We start from the raw sequence: 21,721 nt of genomic DNA, 5'->3' as shown, positions 1-21,721 counted from the left end.
CTTACCATCTAAAATTTAATTAGACTCTCTCCATCTTCATTCATGGCTTTATTTAGTTTAAGTACATATTCTTCTTCTGTCCAATTTTTTGTACCATATATATATTTGCTGCAGCATTTCATAACCTCATTAGGATAAGAAATCATTGACAAAATAAACTGCACACTACTACTTTTTAAATGTTCGTACTTACAAAATTCCATTATAATTTCATAAAAGTCTGCATTTATGCCTTTCCTTTTTATTCTGTTTAAAAAATATACTGCATCCATCTCTACCATGTTATAGCAGCATCCTTGTATATCTATAACTTCTATATCTCTTTTTTTCCTCAGATTATTAAAATATGTGTTTCTGAGACACATTTCCACCCTTTTCATGCTTCTACTTATTAAATCTGTATAACTGTTTTTATCCAGGTTATCCATACAGCTTTCTGCTCTTATTAAATATTTTTTTCCTATTTGATTTAGTTTTTCCTGAAATATAGTCTTGTTTTGTAACTTCTCTACTCTATCTAAATATTTTTTCAATTTCTTCGTATAAACTCTATACTGTTCTACTTCCTTTCCTATATTGTTATATAGTCGTTTATTCATAATACCACTGTATTTTAAAGTTCTTCTATGAAATTCACTAATTATAAACATTTGTTCTTTTATGTTATCTATAGATATATCCTTGTACTTTATTGTATTATCAAATTCTTTTACTTTAAATATTTTTTTCGATTCTAAATAATTAACAAAGCATGATTCAACATCCTCAAAGTACACTTTTAAACCACCTCTTTGTTTTGCCTGTGAGATTGCCCTATCTATGCATTTTTTTCATTTCCTTTAACATCTTTTTCCTCTTTTTCTCTAATTTCATAACTTCCTTTTTTCTTTTATTCATTTTTTCTAGCTGTTTTACAGTTTTCTTTAAACTATCCACTTTACTTTCATAATATCCTAAATCCTTATTTTCAAATTCATCTATATTTTTATTATGAGACTTCTTATGAGACTTCTTATGTGACATTAGATGTTCCTCCTTTTAAAATCTTAATTATATTTGCTCTTCTTAAACTCATCTATGAATTCCAGTCTTTCTCTTGTGTCACCTAAAATTCTCTTTAACTTTTTTATAAATGCCTCTTCTCCCCAAGGCTGTTTTTCCCAATAATACTGTATTCCGAGCTGCCAATACCCTTGAGGGAACTCCATAAAAGCTGACATAATAGGTATATGCTCTGTTTTTACAACATTTATAGTACTATATGCATCAACTATAAAAGACGCATTATTCATATTCCATTTGCCGTTTTTCATCCTTCTTATAAGCAAACTAGCCAAATCATGAAGATGAGTATCTAATATACAGTAATCAAAATCTATAATATTTATTTCTCCTTCAGTATCTATTAAAATATTATGGTTGGCATAATCATGATGACAAAATCCATTATTCAAGATTTCTTGTTTCATTTCATCCAAATACCTGGTTTTTTTTAAATCTTTTATAGACTTTTCTGCAATACTTATTTCCTTTTCCATAGAATTTAGATACAATATATCAAATTCTTCCTTATGATCTTTTTTTAATATTCTTTTTTTAAAATCTAATATTTCGCTTTCTCTAGTTTTAAAAGTATCTATCCATTTAAACCATCCTATCCTAGGATTCATATTTTTTAGCACCTTAAAATTACAACTTTTTTTATGAAGTTCTGCTAATTTAGAAGTTGCAACTAAAACATCCAACGGATTTTCAAAATTGCACTGTCTAGAATCAACCCATCTACATAAATAGGCATGACCCCCTTCTATTTCTACATAATCTTTTCCCTGCTTAGTTTTAATTATTTCAGGTATGCTTTTAAAACTTTTATTTTGGAGATGCTTTATGGCAGAAATTATAAATAAGAAATGTCCAAAATCGTAATTTATTACCTTTAAGCAATATTTATTGTATTTTGTATGAACCTTATATATACTTTTAACTTTTTCTATAAATTCAATATGGAGATCATAAGCATCTTCAACATATTTTTTTACTTCTAATATATCCAAAAGCCTTTTCCTCCAAAAATTACTATATATGTAGTATATGAATAAAGATATCCGTGTGTGCTAAATTGAAATGTCCTCTTAATTATTCATCTACAATTTGTATTCACCTTTTTATATTAGTATTAATATTATATAATATAACACTTTAACCATTTTAGAATTACTAGACTGTGGAGGTATAAAATCAATGAAAATTGCCATTGACGGAAGAGGAATCAATTGGTATAAAGGTACCGGTATAGGCACTTATACAGCTAAAATCCTAAAATATATGCTTAAAAAGCATACAGAGAATTTTTATAATATATACTGGTCCGGGAGCAATTACGAAAAATTTTTATATAAAAATACTAAAATATTAATGAGCTCTAAAAAACACCATAGATTCTTTGAAGAATATTATTTTCCAGAAAACTTAAAAAAGGAAGCTGTAGATATATACCACATTCCCCAAAACGGTATTGGCATATCAAAAAATATAACCTGCAAAAAGGTAGTTACCATTCACGATTTAATACCATATATACTTCCTGAGACTGTAGGTAAAGGATATTTGTCAAAATTTTTAAAAGAGCTTCCTAATATTGTTGAACTGGCAGATGGAATAATAACTGTATCTAATTGTTCAAAAAAAGATATTCTGAAATTCTTTCCTATAGATGAAAATAAAATATTCGTAACTCCTTTAGCTGCAGATAAAAAATATAAGCCTTTGGAAAAAGATAAATGCCAATACAACATAAAGAATAAATATAACATAAAAAATTCTTTTATTCTCTATATAGGTGGTTTTAGCTCCAGAAAAAACGTATCTTCACTAATTACTGCTTTTTCTAAAATTCATAAAAACTTGGATAAAAATTATGATTTAGTTATTATAGGTTCCAGTAAAGATGAATTATGTAAATTGAGAAACTTGAGTACAGATTTGAATATAGATAATAACATTAAGTTTACAGGATTTGTAGAAGAAAATATGCTTCCTATTTTTTATAATGCCTGTGATGTATTTATATATCCATCTTTATATGAAGGTTTTGGACTACCTCCTCTAGAAGCAATGAGCTGTGGTACCCCTGTAATAACCTCACGTATTTCATCTATTCCTGAAATAGTAGAAGATGGTGGTATACTTATAGATCCATTTGATTTAAAAAGCCTTATGTATTCCATGGAAGCATTACTTAATGATGAAAATATAAGAAATGAGTTAAGTGCAAAAGCCTTAAAGCAATCATCAAAATACTCTTGGGAAAAATCTTCTGAAAAAACTATTGAAGTTTATAAGAAAATTTTAGACATGTAAATCTTTCCAAACCCTTTAATAAAATAAAACCTTCTAACTACTGACGCTCCTAGTTAGAAGGTTTTATTTATGTTAAAAAATCCCTATGATTAATCCCCTATATTCATATTATACATCATTTTGCTAATTTTGTAAACGTTTCATGTAATTATTTTAAAATTGATTCCAACCTTTCTATTATAGATTTATAATTTTCACTTTTAATGTTTGTTTGATTTAAAACTCCTCTTATTTTTTCTCTTATATCAGGAAAATTTTTTGTATAATTTATACTAAATGATCCTTGTTCTACACTCCCAAAAAGATTCCATATTGTACTATCAAAATACGTTATGTTTTTATTTAAATCTACAAAATTGTAAGCATCTGTGCTAACTGGGAATCTGCCATATTTATTTAATAAATCCATTTGAAGCTTTCCATCTGTAAGTGCAAATTTTACAAACTCCTCTGACAAATTTGATTCAGAAGTATTTTTATTTATAACTAAATTAATTCCACCTAAAGACACATCCCTATTACCTCCATCTTCAAAGGCAGGTAATTTCATTACACCCCACTTACCTTTAGACTGTGGAAACTTGTTCATTAAAGTTACAGCATAAGTAGGATCTGCAATAAAGGATACTATCTTGCTTAGCTGTGCTTTGTTTATAACTTCGTCTTTAGAAGAAATTTCTTGTATAAGTCCTTCTCCATAAAGGATCTTTGATATTTCGATAACTCTAGCCCACTTTTGCGATTTAAAATCTGATTTCCCAGATTGGTTAAAATAAGATGTTCCCAATTGATTTGAGAGCAGTAGATAAATATCATTATTGTCTTCTGAAGAATTTGCAATAAATATCTTTCCAGTATCTTTACTTATTTTCCTTCCTGCTTCTATATAATCACTCCAGCTTTTAATCGTATTTACGTCTATGCCTTCTTTATCAAATATATCTTTTCTATATAGCAAGGCTTTAGGGTAAGTGTCCCAAGGTAAAGCATAAATTTTCCCTTTTATAGTATCGTTATAAATCTTATTGGTTAATAATTCATCTTTGTATCCCTTTACCGAATCTGTCATATCTAAAAATTTTTCTGGATTTTTGATTATAATGTGCTTTATACTGCTATCATTTATTGTAGTTATGTCTGCTTCATACTGCGGTCCATTAAATATCGCTTCAACATTGTTATCTGTATCCTTTACCGTAATAACATTTATATTAACTTTCTTATGCAATTTTTCAAATGCCTCTGCTGCAAGTTCAAATTGAGGTCCATGTTCTACATCCGTAACAATTTTAATATTTCCTTTAAGTACTCTTTCATTATTTTCGCTATCCTGTTTTTTATTACAGGAAACTACCATTAAACATAACGTTACTAACATTATTAGAAGCAATGTTATCCTTATATATCTTTTCATAAAAATTCTCCTATTGATTTCAATCTAATATGTATATTTTATAATAATACCAATTATCTTTCAACTTCAGTGATTAATCACAAATTTCTGATTAAAGTAAAATATCCAGAGAATAAATCTCTCTGGATATTTTAAAGGTTTAGCCTTTAGACATTTTATAATTTCCTTCAGAATTAAAATCTTTTTTCCAAGCCTTTTCTGCATAAGGCTTGTATTCATTTGATACTTTATCAAGTTGTTTTTGAAATTCTAGATCTTCAAGCATCATTCTTGCACCTTCGTCTGTAGGCTTTGCGCCTGTCTTTTTAGCAATTTCCCTAATTTCATTAGTATTGTCAATCATCATGCAAGGCAATAGCAAATTCTTATTATATGGTTGTCTATTTCTTAATTCCTTAAAAAAATCTGACTTAAATACATCTACAAGCTTTTTGCCTTTTAAATTATCTACTGCAAAATGAGCAAATATACAAGGTTCCACTTCTTCCTTGGAATTTATGTGACAATAGTATTTTCCTGCAATACATCCTCCAACATAAGGTGCATCATTAAAAAAGTCAATAGTAAAATACGGCTTCGTATTTCTTATTTCTCTTATTTTTTCTCCTAAGCGTATTCTCTGCTCTGGAGTAAGCATTACATTTACATCAGGTTCTTTACCTACAGGCATAAATAAGAAATACCACCCCATTTTTGCTCCCTTTTCAACAAGCATGTCTATAAATTTACTTGATGTAACTGTATCTATGTTATACCTACTGGTTGCAGTAGATACTCCAAATAAAACTCCTCGTTCTTTCAAAAGATCCATTGCATGCATAACTTTTTTAAATATACCTTTTCCTCTTCTTCTATCTGTCTCTTCTTCAAAACCCTCCACAGAAAACATAGGAATTACATTTCCCAGCTGTTTTATCTTATCCGCTAATTTCTCATCAAAAAGGGTGCCATTTGAAAATGGTGTAAATATACAATCATTATATTTTTTGTATATATCAAGCATATAGTCATTTATAAACGGTTCTCCACCAAGAATTATAAAATAATAAATTCCAAGTTTTCTAGCTTCACCAATAATTCTATCTACTTCCTCTTTGGGAATATCATCCTCTTTACTATAACTTGAAGCATAACATCCTGTACACCTTAAATTACATCTCATAGATGGACTCATCAATATTGTAAATGGTGTCTTTATACCTGTATCTTGAAAAAACTGTTCTCTTTTTGGCATTCCATACCAAACTGCATTTGAGAAAAAATTGGTAAAAAGTTTATCCATACACTTTTTATTGGAATTTTTAATAATGCCTATAACAAGTTTATGAATTGCTTGATTAGTTTCATATAATTCCTGAACTCTTTCTACTCTAGCTAAATTCTCTTCGTCTTTTTTTACTGTTTTCTTAATCAAAGCAAACAGCTTATCAAGGCTTTCTTCTGGGTCTCTATTCAGCAATTCTACACCGGCTTTAGCTAATGCATTCTTAGTTGCCTTTTCTAATATTCCAGTTACCTTCATCTGCCATTCCTCCTGATAAATAATAATATGAAAAATAAGTCTTTAAAAAATAGCCATCTCCTTCTCATTTATGGGAAAATACACAATAATACAAAAAAATGAATCTCTATTAAACAATATGAATTATTCAAATTACATACCATAATTATACCTTTTAGCAGTTATTTGTCAATAAAATAACATTAGATGCATTTATTAGCATAACAACATTTAATAAAATTAATATAATCTAAAGCAATATTATATTAATTTTATATGCAAATATTCAATAATTCCCACTCAATATTGCACAATTCATTTTATCCTGTAATTTTTCATCTAAACACTTTTTCATTTAAATGTTTTAGACATAACCTCCCTATATATTTCATCTATTCTTATTTTATTTTTTAAAGCAAGTTTTTTACAATCCTCATATTCAATTTTGCTTTTTATTTTTTTGCCTTTGTAATAAGCATTTTTTACATTTACTTGACCATACTTTGTAACTACCTTTGTAAAATCTCTATATAACATATTTCTTTCTACTTTATATTTTCTAAATCCCAAGGTAGTAGTTTCTGTTAAAATAATATCTCTAATCTCTTCTTCTGCTCCATCCTTATAAAGCACACTCAATTTTACTGCCGGCCTTCCCTTCTTCATTATTATGGGAGTCAAGTACGCATCTAAAGCTCCTACTTGTAACAATTTATCTATTATATATTGATATTTTTCAGGATTCATATCATCTATATTGCATTCTATAACTTGTGCCTCTTCTTTAATACATCCTACTTCATCTTTAAAGCTAGATTTATCCATGTTTCTTCTATCTAATATATATTCAGTTTTCTCATCTTTATTCCAATAACAATTCTTATGGTTATTCTTTTCATAAGATATAGGTTCTCCTATAAAAACTCTCAAAACATTTGGAATATCATCATTATCCTTACTTCCTATTCCATATCCTATTTTTGTTACTTTAAAATTTCTATCCGAAGTAAAATTTGAACATAGATAAGATAAAATAGCTGCACCTGTTGGTGTAGTGGCTTCAAAATTCACTTTAGATTCTATAGGAACGTTTTTTAATATCTCTGCTGTAGCAGGTGCTGGCACAGGTAATATACCATGAGCACACTTTACAAACCCACTACCAACTTCCACCTTAGAAGCTTCCACTTTATCCACATCCAAATAATCAAAACATATAGCAGCTCCAACAATGTCCACTATAGAATCCACTGCCCCAACTTCATGAAAGTGAACCTCATTTATAGGTTTACTGTGCACCTTTGCTTCAGCTTGTGCTACTTTTTTAAAAATTCCCTTACTTATTTCCCTAACCCTAGAACTTAGACTACTTGAACTTATCATGTTTTCTATATATTCTAAATTTCTATGATGATGTGCACATACAGAATTATTTTTCAAAACTACGTCTACTTTAGTCCCTGAAATGCCATTTTTTATATCCTTCTTAATATTAATCTCATAACCATCTATATTAAGCTTTGCTAATTCAAAAGTTAAATAATCCTTATCTACTCCAGCATCTATTAAAGCACCTAAATTCATATCCCCACTTATTCCAGAAAAGCAATCATAATAAAGTATTTTCATAATTTTAATCTCTCCCACTCTATAAGGGTTTTCTAGTTGAAAATCCCTATAACATAATTATTAGTCTTATATGATATAATAATATCATATAAGACTAAGGGAGGTTGCATAATTTGTCTAACAAATTAGATAGAGATTTTTACGGAAGGGATACCTTATCAGTTGCAAAAAGTCTCTTAGGTAAAGTATTAGTTCATGAAATAGACGGTAAAAAATTGTCTGGGAAAATAGTGGAAACAGAAGCTTATAAAGGAATTATAGATAAAGCTGCTCATGCCTATGGAAACAGACGTACTAAACGAACAGAAGCCCTGTATGGCCCTTGTGGTTTTTCCTACGTATTTATAATATATGGAATGTACTATTGCTTCAATGTAGTAACTGAAAGAGAAGGTATTCCTGAAGGCGTACTTATAAGAGCATTAGAACCTCTCACTTGTTTAGAAGACATGTCCTTGAACAGATATGCAAAAGAATACAGCCTATTAAATAAACGTCAAATTAAGAATTTAACCAACGGCCCTGGTAAACTATGCAAGGCACTTCTCATAGATAAAAGTCAAAATAGAAAAGATCTTTGTAAAAGTGACCTATACATCGAAGGAAATAATATTGAAAATATCAGCATAAAAAGCTCTAAACGTATAGGTGTAGATTATGCAGAAGAAGCTGCAGATTACCTCTGGAGGTTTTATATAAAAGATAATGCTTACGTATCTGTAAAATAAGCTTATGAAAGAGATTAAAAAATGAATTATGTATATATATTAAAATGTAGTGATGGAACACTTTATACAGGTTACACCAATAATTTAGACAAAAGAATATCCACTCATAACAAAGGAAAGGGAGCCAAATATACTAGAGGAAGGCTTCCAGTAAAGCTAATTTATTTTGAAGAGTATATACTAAAAGGTGAAGCCTTACATAGAGAATTTATTATAAAAAAAATGAGTCGACAAAATAAGCTAAATTTAATAAAAAATTGTCAGCAACTTTGATATTTTACAAACTCACTGACATTATCTTTTAGATGGAAACTGCCTCTATATTCCATAATTACAATTTCTTCATTAAATGTATTTTTTTAAGTTACTTTTATTCTTTAAAATATCTACTAGATATTTTACCTCCTGATCTCTATTTTTGTCCATAATTAAAAGCACATCTTTAGAATCTATTACTATCAAATCCTTAACCCCAAATACTATTATAAGTTTATCACCTCCAAATACAGTACAACTTTCGCTAGACTCTATTACAGTATTCCCCTTTACATTATTACCCTTTACATCCTTAAGAAACCTTCCTAACGCAGTAAAAGTACCTATGTCATCCCATAAAAATTCGCATTTAATGACATAAGCTTTTCTGGTTTTTTGCATTATTCCAAAATCTACAGATATCCCATCTATACGTTTATATTGTTCCTGTATTACCTTCTCCTCCTGTTTTGTATCCAGGTTTTTATATATAAGAGCCATACTCTTATACATTTTAGGAAGGTACTTCTGCATTTCTCTTAAAAAAACATCCACCTTCCACACAAACATACCACTGTTCCATAAATAGGTTCCTTTTAATATCAAATCTTTTGCGACTTCTATATTGGGCTTTTCTAAAAATCTTTCTACTTTAAAAGCATTAACTCCTATATTTATTTTTTCGCCCATTTCAATATAGCCATATCCTGTTTCAGGTCTTATGGGTTTAACTCCAATCGTTACAAGTCCTTTTTTCTTTTCTGCAATCTCAACCGCTTTATTTATGGTATCTATAAATAATTTTTGACTTTCTATATAATGATCTGAAGGCAAAATTATCATAGTAGCTAGAGGATCCTTTTTTAACAATTTCACCGCCGAAAATCCTATACAGGTGGCTGTTTCCTTATTTTCTGGTTCTGCAAATATATTATTTCTACTTATATCCGGAAGTTCCGCTTGAACTCTATCTATATATTCCTCATTAGTAACTACATATATATTATTTGTATCAACTAAAGGCTTAATTCTATCTACAGTATTTCTTAAAAAACTCTTATTATTTACAATTTTTAAAAATTGTTTTGGATTTTTAGCTCTAGATAATGGAAATAATCTTGTTCCTTTACCTCCTGCAAGAATTAGTGCATACAACAATAAATTCACTCCAAATAATACTTGCTATGTTTTATACTATGTATAAATTATTGTAATTGTGAAATACTGTTTAAAATATTATTTCATTACAAGACTAAAAATATAGTGCCTTAAAAACATTTTTAAGGCACTATATTTTATACAACTTGAAGATTTTTATTCTGAATTTCTTCTAGCTTGTACTGTTCAATACCTATATTATTTAGCTTACTCCAAAGTTTTTCCATAACCCTTTCCGGGTTATAATAAAATTCACCTTCTCTTATCTTATAAAATATCCAACCTAATCTTTCTAAATCTAATTGAATTTCCATAATCTCCTTAGAGCTGTAATTTTTCTGAGACAGTTCACTATCACATATAATTGCAACCCTATTTCTCACGTCCTCCACAACAAAGTCTATTTTGTACTTACCTATTTTTACCTCAGGCACAATTTTATATCCCTTGTTTTTTATAATGCCATACACGTCTTTTTGAAATCTAGATTGAAATGCATATTCCATACTTTTATTTTTAACACTACACTTATTATAATTTAGGAAGTAATTTAAGAGAGAATAACGCACACATTCCTCATTTAAATCTTCTAAGTCTATTGAATGAAATAGCCACATCTGATTCCTAGCCCTACTTGCCGCTACATTAAATCTCCTTATGTCATTTTCTTTAGTAAGTGGAGCAAATTTTACATCCTTTGAAATAACCATAGATAAAAACATTATATCCCGTTCATCACCCTGGAAAGAGTAAGCATCTCCACATATGAGCTTTCTATTTATCATCTCTTCTACACCTATTTTTTCTCTAAGCATATTTTCTATAAGATGCCCTTGAGGTTCCCCAAGTAAAGATATAACACCCATAGACATATTAGAATATCTTTTATCCCTACAGCAGGAAACAACCTTATCTACTAAACATTCAGCTTCCTTAACATTTATAGGCTTAGATGCATCTCTAGCCCCGCCATTTACTTTAACAGTATTTATCGCTGGATAAAACTTTTCACATATTTTAGGATATCTAAGAGGTACTATTTCACCTGAATAGCTTAAATCATTACTGAAGTTTATTATTTCTGGTACGCATCTGAAATGTTCCTTCAACATTAATCTACTTGGAAATACCCTAAGTGCTGTATCATACAAACTAACTTGAAGATCAAACCACTCTTTTTGAGGTATATTTTCCAAGTACTTCTCTATTAAGTCATGCACCACATTCTGATCAATGCCTATAGTTTCTGGACTTATTTGTTTGTCATCACCTACTATAACTGCTCTCTTAGCCCTCATAAGTGCACACAATGAGAATATATCGCTCTGACTACTTTCATCAAATATTATTACATCAAACATATTTTTAGATAACTTTATGTTTTCAATAACCCTATTTAAAGGCATAATCCATACAGGTATAACTTTTTTACATTTTTCCATTTCTTTTTGAGCTATCTTCCTATACTGAGGCACCATCTTACCTCTGCCTTTGCCAATTCTTTTTACTGCCTGGGCCCAAGAAAATAAGCTTCTTTTTTCACTTTCCTTAGTTTTAATTATCTGATTATACCAAGTCTTCTTTGATACTATATCTTTTATAAGCACCTTCTCCCTATTTTTTTCATTTTCTATAAGGTCACCTATATTATCATCATTGAAATCATAGGTGCTCTGTAATAAACTATTCCATTTAGCCCACTTCCATGCTTGTCCCCAACTGTTAAACTTTTCCTTATCGTAAGCCCAGTTATCCAATATATTTATGCAAGTTTTGGGACATACTTTTTTCATTTTTCCTATTAACTCATCTATTTTAAGTGATTTATTTTTTACACACTTAATTTCTTCAAATTCATTTAATACCCTCTTAACTTCATCTATATTCAAATTGTCCACAGCTTTATAGAGATCTCTCAACTTTTCCGTAGTTTTTATCAACTTTTTCAATATCTCTATATAGGCTTTGTCTTCATTATATTTATTCATATTCTTTATAAAATTTACGCATTTAATTAAATAATCATAGGTCTCTTTCTTATGCCAATCAATATTTTGTGGAACTGATATTTTCCCAAGAGCCCTTAAGATCTCTCTTTTATACTCCATATCCCAATTTATTATAACATCCAAATAATTTAAATTTTGTTCAATAGCAATAAACTCACTTTCCCTTAAATTAGAGTTTATTGTTTCTCCACCGTAATCTTCCATTACATTATTCCACATAGTCTTTAATGCAGCAAAAATCCTCTCCTGCTGGGTATAGAGTTTAACTATTAAGGCTTGATCCGTATTTTTTAATAAGGCACCATTTACTTTACAATATTCCAGTATATATTTGCATTCAGGATGAAAAATCATAAATACTTTTCCTACTTTTCCCTTTTCATTAAATGCATCAAATAAAATATCAAAGTCTTCTATAAACTTATTTTTGCTTACATTTTCAGGAATCTCTATTTTGCAATTTCTAATCTGATTGTTAATCCTACTCAAGCTCAACATGTACTCGCTGCTTTTGCACAACAAGTCTCTAAATGTTTGCTTTGATATCTTACTATTGTGATAATCTTGAAATACATTCCACCATATATTTTTTTCCTGGAGTTTGGTAATTTTACTTTTACATATATTTGCAAGCTCTAAAACTTTTTCATAGTTGCATTTATTATCGTTAGGTATATGCCACCCTTCTACAGTTTTAATATAATTTTCATATTGGCCATTTAATCTTTTATACTCTGAAATTTTATTATATATTTCATTAAAGTCAGGTAATTTATTTATTATGTTTTTAATGCTATCAAACTTACACTTTTTATCCTTATCTAAATCCCCTAACAGATATATTAACAAGTTGAATTCCTTATCTGACAGCGGCATTACTTGATCAATTTTTATTCTATCTTTCATCCAACTATATTTGTCTTTATTGTCTTTCACCCACTTTGCTATATATACAATGTCATACTCTTTTCCCTCATAATTTATACTTTTCTTTTCCCTCTCTCGAATCTTTTTTAATTTTTCATACAGAAGCTCCTCATTTCTCCTGCAAAAGCTTAATTCTTTTTCTAAACTTTTAACTTCTTCATCCATAATTTCTGGATCCATAGAGAGGTTGTCCGTTATTTTTCTTACAGCTTTGTTAAGGTCATTTAACGAATTGATATCGTTTCCCAAAACACTTATACATAAAGGTCTTATTTCTTCAGGTATTTTTTCTGTCAATACTTTAAGTGCTCTACTTGTTTGACTAGTTACAAGTATCTTTTTACCATTTGCCAATAAGTGACATATCAAATTCACTATAGTATGACTTTTTCCCGTTCCAGGTGGTCCTTGTACAACTACTCCATAATTTTCACATATTTTCTTTACTATGCTTTTTTGTTCTAAATTTGCAGGAAGCGGGAATAACAAATTATCCGACACATCCTTCCACTCGCTTTTATCAGCTCCACTGTAATCTGACCCATCTTCATCAACCAAAGCTTTAATGGTCTCAGGTATCTCATATCCATTATCTATTTCATCAATTATATTAGCTATTTCAACCTGCCATAATTTCATACTATTCTTTCTTACCAATATAACGGAGGAATTATAAATAACAGGAAACTGCTCAAAATCAATTTTCTTTTTTAAAACCTTACTCTGACTCAACTTACCCTTAACATTTATGTGGGAAATTAAATTTAAAAATACTGACTTACTTTTTTCTATATTTCTCGGATCTAAATTCAAACGACTTACTTCATCTCCAAGGGAAATAATATCAGACATATTACATTCTTTCAGGCCTTCAAAAATGGAAGTCTCTAACCTAGTCTTACCTGAAGGTATTAATATAAATGAGCCCTTTGCCTTATTAAATTCTATTTTCATTCTAGTAGTCAAAACAGGGTGAAGTATTTTTTCCTTATCTATATTCCATGCAATTAAACCATGTCCAAAAACTATCTCAAAATTCTCTCCATTTTTTTCACTTTCCTGGTATAGATTAAAAAACTCCTGATACAGCTTTCCACACTTTTTATTCACCTCAATCCAATTTTCATTGGTAATAGTTTTACTAACAATACATCCAGCCATATGGGAAAATTCTTCTTCCCAGTACAACTTATCATAATCATAAACATTTCTTACGGATTTTTCATTTAGTTTTTTTAATCTTAGCAAATAAGAAAATATCTCTTTTATCTTTTCCCTGTATTCCATAATCCCCCTCCTAATAGTGGTTAACTAATTAATGTATTTACTTTTATGTTAAATTATACCATCATAGGGGAAATACTTCAAAAAAATCGTTAAACAAAATTCAAATATATGTGACGGCATTTTTTTCAATGATTTTATGTACCTTATGAAATACAAATTTCAGCCAAAAAAATTCAGTGAAATATATTTTCACTGAATTTTTTTACTTATTAAATTCCGTCTAAGAATTTTTCCTATTTATTTTTTTATACACTAACTTATACAATACAAATATAATTATAAAAACAACTAATGCTATGTCTGCAAAATGAAACCATTGTCGTATAATTGTCCATTTCTCTCCCATTTTATAACCTGCATATCCTAAAATAATACTCCATATAGAAGATCCAAGTAAAGTGTAAATTATAAATTTTTTAACTTCCATTTTACTTATCCCTGCAGGAAGAGAGATAAAAGTTCTGATTATAGGTAATAGTCGAGAAAAAAACACTATTTTTTCTCCATATTTGCTAAAATAATAATCGCTTTTTTCAATATGGGACCTAGATAATCTGAGTTTTTCCGCGTATTTTTCAACTAAAGGTCTTCCACCTATTTTTCCAATATAATATGCACCTAAAGAACCTATTGTTCCTCCCAATGTACCAACTATTATAACAAGAGGTAAACTTAGTCTTCCCGTATAACTTAGGTATCCCCCAAATGGCAGTATAGCTTCACTTGGAATAGGTATACAGGCACTCTCAAGAGCCATAGCTGCAAATGTGCCTATATACCCCGTTTTATCTAAGACAAAAATAACTATTTCAATTATTTTTTCTACCATTACGTTTTCCTTTCCCTATAATATATATTTTTTTGATTATAATTATATATTATCATTTAATACTTTTGTATTAAATTTTTATAAATAAATTTTTGTCCTAAATAAAATTATTTTTTGCAAGAATCCCTTTCAATCAATTTATGTGACAATACATAGTTCTTTTTTTCAAGTTCTTGCTTATTTATTAATTTTATGAGCATCCTCATTCCAACAGACCCCATGTCATAAGTGGGTTGCGCTACAGTTGTTAGCTTAGGATAAAATATGGAGGCAGAATATATATTGCCAAATCCCATTACATCCACGTCTTCAGGTACCCTAATATTATTATCTCTAAGTGCATTTATAGCTCCCATAGCCACTTCATCACTGGTGCAAAATACTGAATCTACTTTAGTTTTACTAAGTATTTCACTCATTCCTTTGTAACCATCTTTTGCTTTAACATTTCCAAAATAAACCTTACTTTTGTCCAACTTCAGGTTATTTTCCTCAAGAACCTTTCTATACCCCTTGTACCTTACGGCACTAGCATTTGCCATATCTGGATTTTCACCTATGTAAGCTATATTCTTATTCCCATTTTTTATTAAATAAGTTACACCTTCATATGCAGCTTTTTCATTATCAATAGTTACGCTAGGTATACTTTCTTTTTCATTTGTGGTCTCTACTAAAACCATTGGAAGCTGAAGTTGTTTTATGAGATCCAATATTTTTGGTTCTAAGGAATTACTCATATATAAAACTCCATCTACCATCTTCTCTTTCAGAACCTTTAAATATTCCATTTCTTTTTCTATATCTAAATCAGTATTACATAACATTATATTATAATCATATATATTTGCTACATCTTCAGCTCCTCTTACAATCTCAGGATAAAACTGATTAGATATATCCGGGATTATTATCCCTATAGTTCTTGTTCTTTGAGTTTTAAGACTTCTTGCTACTATATTGGGCCTATAACCTAGTTTTTCAATAGCTGTTAAAACCTTTTTTTTAGTTTCTTCATTTACAACGTCTACATCATTAAGTACTCTAGATACTGTAGCTATTGAAACTCCTGCCTCTCTAGCAACGTCTTTAATTGATGCTGCCACCTTATCACCTACCAATTACTTTTTTAATAATTATACTTATAAAATTAACTTATTACAAGCTAATTTACAATATTTCATATATCCAATTAAAACTAATCACTAACTTTAAAATAAATATATATTTAAAATTAGTGATTAGCATATTTACTAATTGCTTTATTTATTTACTACTTCCATTGCAATATCTAGTTTTTCTCCATTAATGTTACAATTATTATATTCTCTATTGGCATTATAAATAACATCCATAGAAAGAGTTTCTTTTTTTATTCTTTCATCAAACTTTTTCACTACCGCTTCAAGTTTTTCATTACCTGAAATGTATAGATTTATCTTATCTGCAACTTCGAAGCCACTTTCTTTTCTCATATTTTGAACTTTGCTTAAAATCTCTCTCAAATTTCCTTCTTCTCTAAGTTCTTCTGTAATTGCGGTTTCTAAAACAATTCCAGTGCTTCCTTCTCCTGCAAATGCAAATCCCTCTAAGCCTTCCATTGTAATAAGTAAGTTATCTGAATTTAACTCTATTTCTGACTCTGATATATTTATCTTTACGGTTTCCTTGTCATTTATCTTTTGTGCCAATTCCATTTGATTCATGGATGATATTTCATTCTTTATTTTTGGTATTAATTTACCATATTTTTTACCTAATACAGGTAAATTTGGTTTTATACTAAAGTTGACATACTTTGATAAATCTGCATTAAAAACTATATTTTTAATATTCAATTCATCCTTTATTATATCTCCATAATATTCAGGAAGAGTATTTACACTTATAAGCATTTCAGAAAGAGGCTGCCTATTTTTTATATTAGCACTGTTTCTAGCACTTCTTCCAAGTTTAACTATCTTATAAGCTTCTTCCATATCTTTCTCAAGTTTATCATCTACTGCACTTGAATCATATTCTGGCCATTTACATAAATGAACACTTTCTACTGCATTCTTATCAAGATTTACTACAAGGTTTTGATAAATTTCTTCTGTCATAAATGGTACAAATGGTGCAGCTACCAAACATAAAGTATTTAGTACTTTATATAATGTTAAATATGCTCCTATTTTATCATCTGTTAACTTTTGACTCCAGAATCTTGACCTATTTCTTCTTACATACCAGTTTGAAAGTTCATCTACAAAGTTTCCTATATTCTGAGCAGCTTGAGTAATTCTATAATTATCTAAGTGATCTTCAGTTTGCTTTATAAGAGAATTCAATCTGGAGATTATCCACTTATCCATTACATTCTCACTTACAAAATCTTTATAATCCATAGGGTTAAAATTATCTAAATCGGCATAAAGCACATAAAAAGAATATACATTCCATAGGGTACCTAAGAATTTTCTCTGACTATCCTGTACTGCTTCTTCATAAAATCTAGATGGAAGCCATGGTGCACTTTCAGTATAGAAATACCATCTAGCTGCATCTGCTCCTTCATTTTCCAAAATAGTAGAAGGACTTAGAACATTTCCTTTATGCTTTGACATTTTTAATCCGTGTTTATCCAAAACGTGTCCCAGAACCACACAATTTTCAAATGGACTTCTATCAAACATTACAGTAGATATAGCCATAAGAGTATAGAACCATCCTCTAGTCTGGTCTACTGCCTCAGATATAAATTGTGCAGGGAAGTTTTTCTCAAAAACTTCTTTATTCTCAAAAGGATAATGATGCTGTGCAAAAGGCATTGAACCTGAATCAAACCAGCAATCAATTACTTCTGATACTCTCTTCATTTCTTTTCCACAATGAGGACACTTTAACTTAACTCTATCTATATAAGGTTTATGAAGTTCTATGTCATCTGGTACATTTATTCCTTTTTCCTTTAATTCTTCAATACTTCCTATGCACTCTCTATGACCACATTCACATTCCCATATTGGAAGAGGTGTACCCCAATATCTTTCTCTGCTAAGTCCCCAATCTATTACTCCTTCAACAAAGTTTCCAAATCTACCAGTTCTTATATTATCAGGATACCAGTTTGTATCATTAGTATTTTTAACTAGTTTATCTCTCATTTGAGACATTCTTATAAACCAAGTATCTCTTGGATAATATAAAAGTGGAGTATCACATCTCCAGCAGAATGGATAGGAGTGAGTAAATTTTTCTGCCTTATAAAGTATTCCTTTTTCTTTTAAATATTCTATTATTTTAGGATCAGCATCTTTTACGAAAAGACCTTTCCATGGAGTAACTTCTTCTTTATATCTTCCTTGAGTATCTACAGAATTTGTCATAGGAATATTATATTTTTTTCCTGTAATACTATCATCTTCACCAAAAGCAGGCGCTGTATGAACTATTCCAGTACCTTCTGTTAAGGTTACATAGTCTGCATGAACAACATAATGTGCTTTTCCTTCAAAGGATGCGAAATTAAAGATTGGTTCATAATCAAGTCCAACTAATTCTTCTCCCTTGAACCTTCTTAAGACTTCATATTCTCCCTCTAGCTTTTCTAACATAGCTTCTGCTAGTATTAAATGTTGTTCTTGATTAAGAACTTCTACATAGTCATAGCTTTTATTTACAGCTAATGCCATATTATTAGGAAGTGTCCAAGGTGTAGTTGTCCATGCAATTATGTATTTATCTTGACCCTTAATTTTAAATTTAACATATACTGATGTCTCTTTTACATCTTTATATCCTTGAGAAACTTCATGGGAAGAAAGTGCAGTTCCACATCTAGGACAATATGGCACTATTTTATGACCTTTATATAAAAGATCTTTTTCCCATATTTTTTTAAGTGCCCACCATTCTGATTCTATGTAATCATTGTGATATGTTACATATGGATTATCCATGTCTACCCAGAATCCTAACCTATCAGACATTTCTTTCCATTGGCTTACATAAGTAAATACACTATTCTTACATTTCTTTATAAAATCCTCTACACCGTATTTTTCAATTTGTGGTTTTCCAGAAATTCCAAGACTCTTTTCAACTTCTAGTTCAACAGGAAGCCCATGTGTATCCCAACCTGCTTTTCTCAATACTTTATATCCCCTCATAACCTTATATCTTGGTATAAGATCTTTCATAACTCTAGTTAGAACGTGTCCTATATGAGGTTTGCCATTTGCAGTTGGAGGTCCATCGTAAAAAGTAAAGTATTCACCATCCTCATTTTCTTTAAAACTTTTTTCAACTACTTTTTTATCTTGCCATAATTTTAAAACATCCTTTTCCATCTGTACAAAACTTTTATCACTATCAATTTTTTTATACATGGATATAACCCCTTTCTATTCTCATTGTTAAGTTTTTACTATTTTTCAATGTTTATACACCATATAATTTTTAAACTAAAAAATACGCAATAAAAAAACTTCATCCAAATAGGACGAAGTTTAACTCGCTGTACCACCTATGGGTAATAAATTTAAGTACTACCATACTCTATTCTGTAACGTAGAATTACGTAAGAATTTACTAAAGTGATTATAAAAATACTGTTCAATTCTTCAACTCCCAGGTGATTTTCTTTAAGCTTTTCTATGGGTTTTCAGCACTCTCCCACTCTCTGTAAATAGAAGCAAACTTAAATACTTTTCCTGTTCAATGTTTTTCAATTACTACCTATATAATTTCCTTTTATTATATTATATGAATTTTCTATTGTCAATTTTTTTAGACAATTTTTTTGTATTATATTCCTAAAACCTGTAATATAGCACTTGCTATAGCCTGTGCAGCTTTACTTCTACCCCCATCAGTTCCTAATATTCCCGCATCATTTTTATTTGTAAGAAACCCTAGTTCTGTTAAAACCGTTGGCGCAGTAGTATGTTTTGCTATATAAAGCCAGCTTCCATCTTTAAGTCCCCTGCTATAGGTTCCAAGAGCACTAGACAAACTTTCTTGTATAGCCTCTGCCATTTTCTCTCCCTTTACACTTCCTGTATAATACAGTGTTTCAGTTCCTTCTGCCGCTGGATCATCAAAAGCATTGGTATGAATTGAAATCATATAGGTTGCACCTGCATTGTTTGCAGTGTCACATCGTCTTTGAAGACTTTCCGTAACAGTTAAAGGGGTTGTTTTTCGCTCATCTGTAGTCCTAGTATAAATTACTTTGATTCCCTTGGACTCCAGTATTTTCCCAACTTTTAAGCCAACACTTAAAGTTACATCATCCTCTTGAAATCCATTTCCATTTGAACCTACATCACTACCTATGCCATGACCAGGATCTATAACTATTACAGGTGCACCTTCCGCTGGTGTTACTGGTATTGGATCTATTTGTTTTGCTTTTACAGTTAAAGTAAATGTTACCGTTTTGCTGTATCCTGCTGCAGTTCCCTTGTATGTAAATATACCTACTTTAGAAGTATCAACGGTGTTTGAATTCCATACAATACTTACTTTTTTACTAGTTCCATCACTCATAGTAGCTTGTACACTAGTTGGTAAAGAATATTTACTTCCTACAATTATACTATCTGATAAGTTAGATATTGAACTTACGTTTACTGTATTTTCTTCCTGAAGAGATGGTAAAGATTTTAAAATTCCATTTGCAATAGCTGATGCACTTTTATTTTGGAAATCTTCACTTCCAATTAATTGGCTTTCCTTAGGATTAGTCATGAATCCAAGTTCAACCATAACAGCTGGTGCTGTAGTTCCCATCAGTATTTTATGCTGGGCTGTCCCTTCTTTAATTCCTCTGTTAGACAGTCCTGTATAACTTATTAAGTCACTTTGAATATTATTTGCCGTATTTTTAGCAGAATCATTTGAAGCTCTATAATAAGTTTCTATTCCATTCACCGAGGCACTTCCCGTATAACAATTAACATGCAGGCTGACAAACAAATTTGATTTTGCGTTATTTGCTATGTCAAAACGAGCTTGTAAATTTGTACTATCATTCCAAGTTACATTATCATCTTTCCTAGTGTAAACCACGTTTACTCCATTTTGCTCTAATATTTTTCCAGTTTTTAGTGCCACAGACAAATCTACATCTTTTTCTTTCAATCCTGCTTCACTTACATTTCCTGCATCAGTTCCTCCATGGCCAGCATCAATTGTAACAGTATACTTGTTATTAGCACTTTGATTATATTTTACTCCAAATTGCACCTTAGCTTCGCTGGACAGATTTTTCCCATTTACAGCTTTTACTCCACTTTTTACAATTAAATTATAGGTTTTACCATATGTATACTGGCTTTTAGGGGTAACTACTACTCCCATCCCATCCTTTTCAACCTGCAAATATATAGGAACAGCATTTCCTGTACTATCTGTTACCACTATGTTTGAACCATTTACTGTACTTTGGTCTAATTTCATGTTGAACTTTATATTCCAAGATTTATTGGTTTCCACATCATTTCCTATAGTAATTCCGCTATAATTAATTGCATGTACAGTATTTCCTTTTGCAAACACAATTAATACAAATATAAGACTTAATAATATCATCATAGAAATTCTTGTAATCTTCAAATAATGACCCCCATTCAGCAGAAT

General features: G+C 29.9%; 15 protein-coding genes and 1 other annotated feature. Of the genes, 3 read left to right on the top strand and 12 right to left on the bottom strand.

Annotation, left to right across the window (positions count from 1 at the left end):
- Positions 1 to 8: 8 nt before the first annotated feature.
- From CLCOS_RS00720 to CLCOS_RS00710, 3 genes are read right to left on the bottom strand one after another with little or no spacing between them, the layout of a single operon-like run.
- Complete coding sequence (locus tag CLCOS_RS00720) at positions 9 to 776, bottom strand: hypothetical protein (protein ID WP_063601726.1); 768 nt, start codon at positions 774 to 776, stop codon at positions 9 to 11.
- A gap of 37 nt (positions 777 to 813) precedes the next feature.
- On the bottom strand, positions 814 to 1,023 hold the full coding sequence (locus tag CLCOS_RS00715) for a hypothetical protein (RefSeq protein WP_013236891.1): 210 nt from the start codon (positions 1,021 to 1,023) through the stop codon (positions 814 to 816).
- A gap of 23 nt (positions 1,024 to 1,046) precedes the next feature.
- On the bottom strand, positions 1,047 to 2,054 hold the full coding sequence (locus CLCOS_RS00710; RefSeq protein ID WP_013236890.1) for a CotS family spore coat protein: 1,008 nt from the start codon (positions 2,052 to 2,054) through the stop codon (positions 1,047 to 1,049).
- Positions 2,055 to 2,241: 187 nt separating this feature from the next.
- Between CLCOS_RS00710 and CLCOS_RS00705 the strand changes: the two genes are divergently transcribed.
- Complete coding sequence (locus tag CLCOS_RS00705) at positions 2,242 to 3,360, top strand: glycosyltransferase family 4 protein (protein ID WP_063601725.1); 1,119 nt, start codon at positions 2,242 to 2,244, stop codon at positions 3,358 to 3,360.
- Positions 3,361 to 3,508: 148 nt separating this feature from the next.
- Here the strand turns inward: CLCOS_RS00705 and CLCOS_RS00700 are convergent, their stop codons facing one another.
- From CLCOS_RS00700 to larC, 3 genes are all read right to left on the bottom strand, one after another.
- Positions 3,509 to 4,774, bottom strand: coding sequence for an ABC transporter substrate-binding protein (locus CLCOS_RS00700; RefSeq protein WP_063601724.1), 1,266 nt, complete (start codon positions 4,772 to 4,774; stop codon positions 3,509 to 3,511).
- A 139-nt stretch (positions 4,775 to 4,913) separates the two neighbouring features.
- Positions 4,914 to 6,296 (bottom strand): radical SAM protein, encoded by a 1,383-nt coding sequence (locus CLCOS_RS00695; protein ID WP_063601723.1) that lies wholly within the window; start codon positions 6,294 to 6,296, stop codon positions 4,914 to 4,916.
- Positions 6,297 to 6,626: 330 nt separating this feature from the next.
- The gene (gene larC / locus CLCOS_RS00690) at positions 6,627 to 7,904 is read right to left on the bottom strand and encodes a nickel pincer cofactor biosynthesis protein LarC (protein ID WP_063601722.1); all 1,278 of its coding nucleotides are present in this window, start codon (positions 7,902 to 7,904) and stop codon (positions 6,627 to 6,629) included.
- Positions 7,905 to 8,017: 113 nt separating this feature from the next.
- On the opposite strand from larC, the gene CLCOS_RS00685 reads away from it, so the two are divergent.
- Both CLCOS_RS00685 and CLCOS_RS00680 read left to right on the top strand, forming a co-directional pair.
- A complete protein-coding gene (locus CLCOS_RS00685; protein WP_063601721.1) occupies positions 8,018 to 8,632 on the top strand; it encodes a DNA-3-methyladenine glycosylase in 615 nt (204 codons plus the stop codon).
- Between the two features lie 21 nt (positions 8,633 to 8,653).
- The gene (locus tag CLCOS_RS00680) at positions 8,654 to 8,905 is read left to right on the top strand and encodes a GIY-YIG nuclease family protein (RefSeq protein ID WP_013236884.1); all 252 of its coding nucleotides are present in this window, start codon (positions 8,654 to 8,656) and stop codon (positions 8,903 to 8,905) included.
- Between the two features lie 72 nt (positions 8,906 to 8,977).
- On the opposite strand, the gene CLCOS_RS00675 is transcribed toward CLCOS_RS00680, so the two are convergent.
- The 6 genes from CLCOS_RS00675 to CLCOS_RS00650 form a co-directional block, all read right to left on the bottom strand.
- Positions 8,978 to 10,045, bottom strand: coding sequence for a mannose-1-phosphate guanylyltransferase (locus CLCOS_RS00675; RefSeq protein ID WP_063601720.1), 1,068 nt, complete (start codon positions 10,043 to 10,045; stop codon positions 8,978 to 8,980).
- 137 nt (positions 10,046 to 10,182) lie between these two features.
- Positions 10,183 to 14,268 carry an AAA domain-containing protein gene (locus CLCOS_RS00670; protein ID WP_063601719.1) on the bottom strand — a complete coding sequence of 1,362 codons (4,086 nt, stop codon included), beginning with the start codon at positions 14,266 to 14,268 and terminating at the stop codon, positions 10,183 to 10,185.
- 220 nt (positions 14,269 to 14,488) lie between these two features.
- Entirely contained in the window at positions 14,489 to 15,097 is a 609-nt protein-coding gene (locus tag CLCOS_RS00665; protein WP_063601718.1) for a DedA family protein, read from the bottom strand.
- A 107-nt stretch (positions 15,098 to 15,204) separates the two neighbouring features.
- Entirely contained in the window at positions 15,205 to 16,203 is a 999-nt protein-coding gene (locus tag CLCOS_RS00660) for a LacI family DNA-binding transcriptional regulator (protein WP_013236880.1), read from the bottom strand.
- 156 nt (positions 16,204 to 16,359) lie between these two features.
- Positions 16,360 to 19,467 (bottom strand): isoleucine--tRNA ligase, encoded by a 3,108-nt coding sequence (gene ileS / locus CLCOS_RS00655; protein WP_063601717.1) that lies wholly within the window; start codon positions 19,465 to 19,467, stop codon positions 16,360 to 16,362.
- Positions 19,468 to 19,573: 106 nt separating this feature from the next.
- Positions 19,574 to 19,808: a binding site (T-box leader), on the bottom strand.
- A 77-nt stretch (positions 19,809 to 19,885) separates the two neighbouring features.
- The gene (locus tag CLCOS_RS00650) at positions 19,886 to 21,697 is read right to left on the bottom strand and encodes an N-acetylmuramoyl-L-alanine amidase (protein WP_063601716.1); all 1,812 of its coding nucleotides are present in this window, start codon (positions 21,695 to 21,697) and stop codon (positions 19,886 to 19,888) included.
- Positions 21,698 to 21,721: the final 24 nt, after the last annotated feature.

The organism is Clostridium coskatii (assembly GCF_001675205.1).
In the GTDB taxonomy this organism is placed as follows: domain Bacteria; phylum Bacillota; class Clostridia; order Clostridiales; family Clostridiaceae; genus Clostridium_B; species Clostridium_B ljungdahlii.
The sequence above is the reverse complement of the archived record's forward strand: the minus strand, read 5'-3'. Positions and strand labels throughout refer to the sequence as shown.

Bases quoted from the DNA above. Each gene is read 5' to 3' on its own strand.
- CLCOS_RS00715 (WP_013236891.1), bottom strand. From the start codon at position 1,023: ATGTCACATAAGAAGTCTCATAAGAAGTCTCATAATAAAAATATAGAT.
- CLCOS_RS00705 (WP_063601725.1), top strand. From the start codon at position 2,242: ATGAAAATTGCCATTGACGGAAGAGGAATCAATTGGTATAAAGGTACC.
- CLCOS_RS00700 (WP_063601724.1), bottom strand. From the start codon at position 4,774: ATGAAAAGATATATAAGGATAACATTGCTTCTAATAATGTTAGTAACG.
- CLCOS_RS00695 (WP_063601723.1), bottom strand. From the start codon at position 6,296: ATGAAGGTAACTGGAATATTAGAAAAGGCAACTAAGAATGCATTAGCT.
- larC (WP_063601722.1), bottom strand. From the start codon at position 7,904: ATGAAAATACTTTATTATGATTGCTTTTCTGGAATAAGTGGGGATATG.
- CLCOS_RS00680 (WP_013236884.1), top strand. From the start codon at position 8,654: ATGAATTATGTATATATATTAAAATGTAGTGATGGAACACTTTATACA.
- CLCOS_RS00670 (WP_063601719.1), bottom strand. From the start codon at position 14,268: ATGGAATACAGGGAAAAGATAAAAGAGATATTTTCTTATTTGCTAAGA.
- CLCOS_RS00665 (WP_063601718.1), bottom strand. From the start codon at position 15,097: ATGGTAGAAAAAATAATTGAAATAGTTATTTTTGTCTTAGATAAAACG.
- ileS (WP_063601717.1), bottom strand. From the start codon at position 19,467: ATGTATAAAAAAATTGATAGTGATAAAAGTTTTGTACAGATGGAAAAG.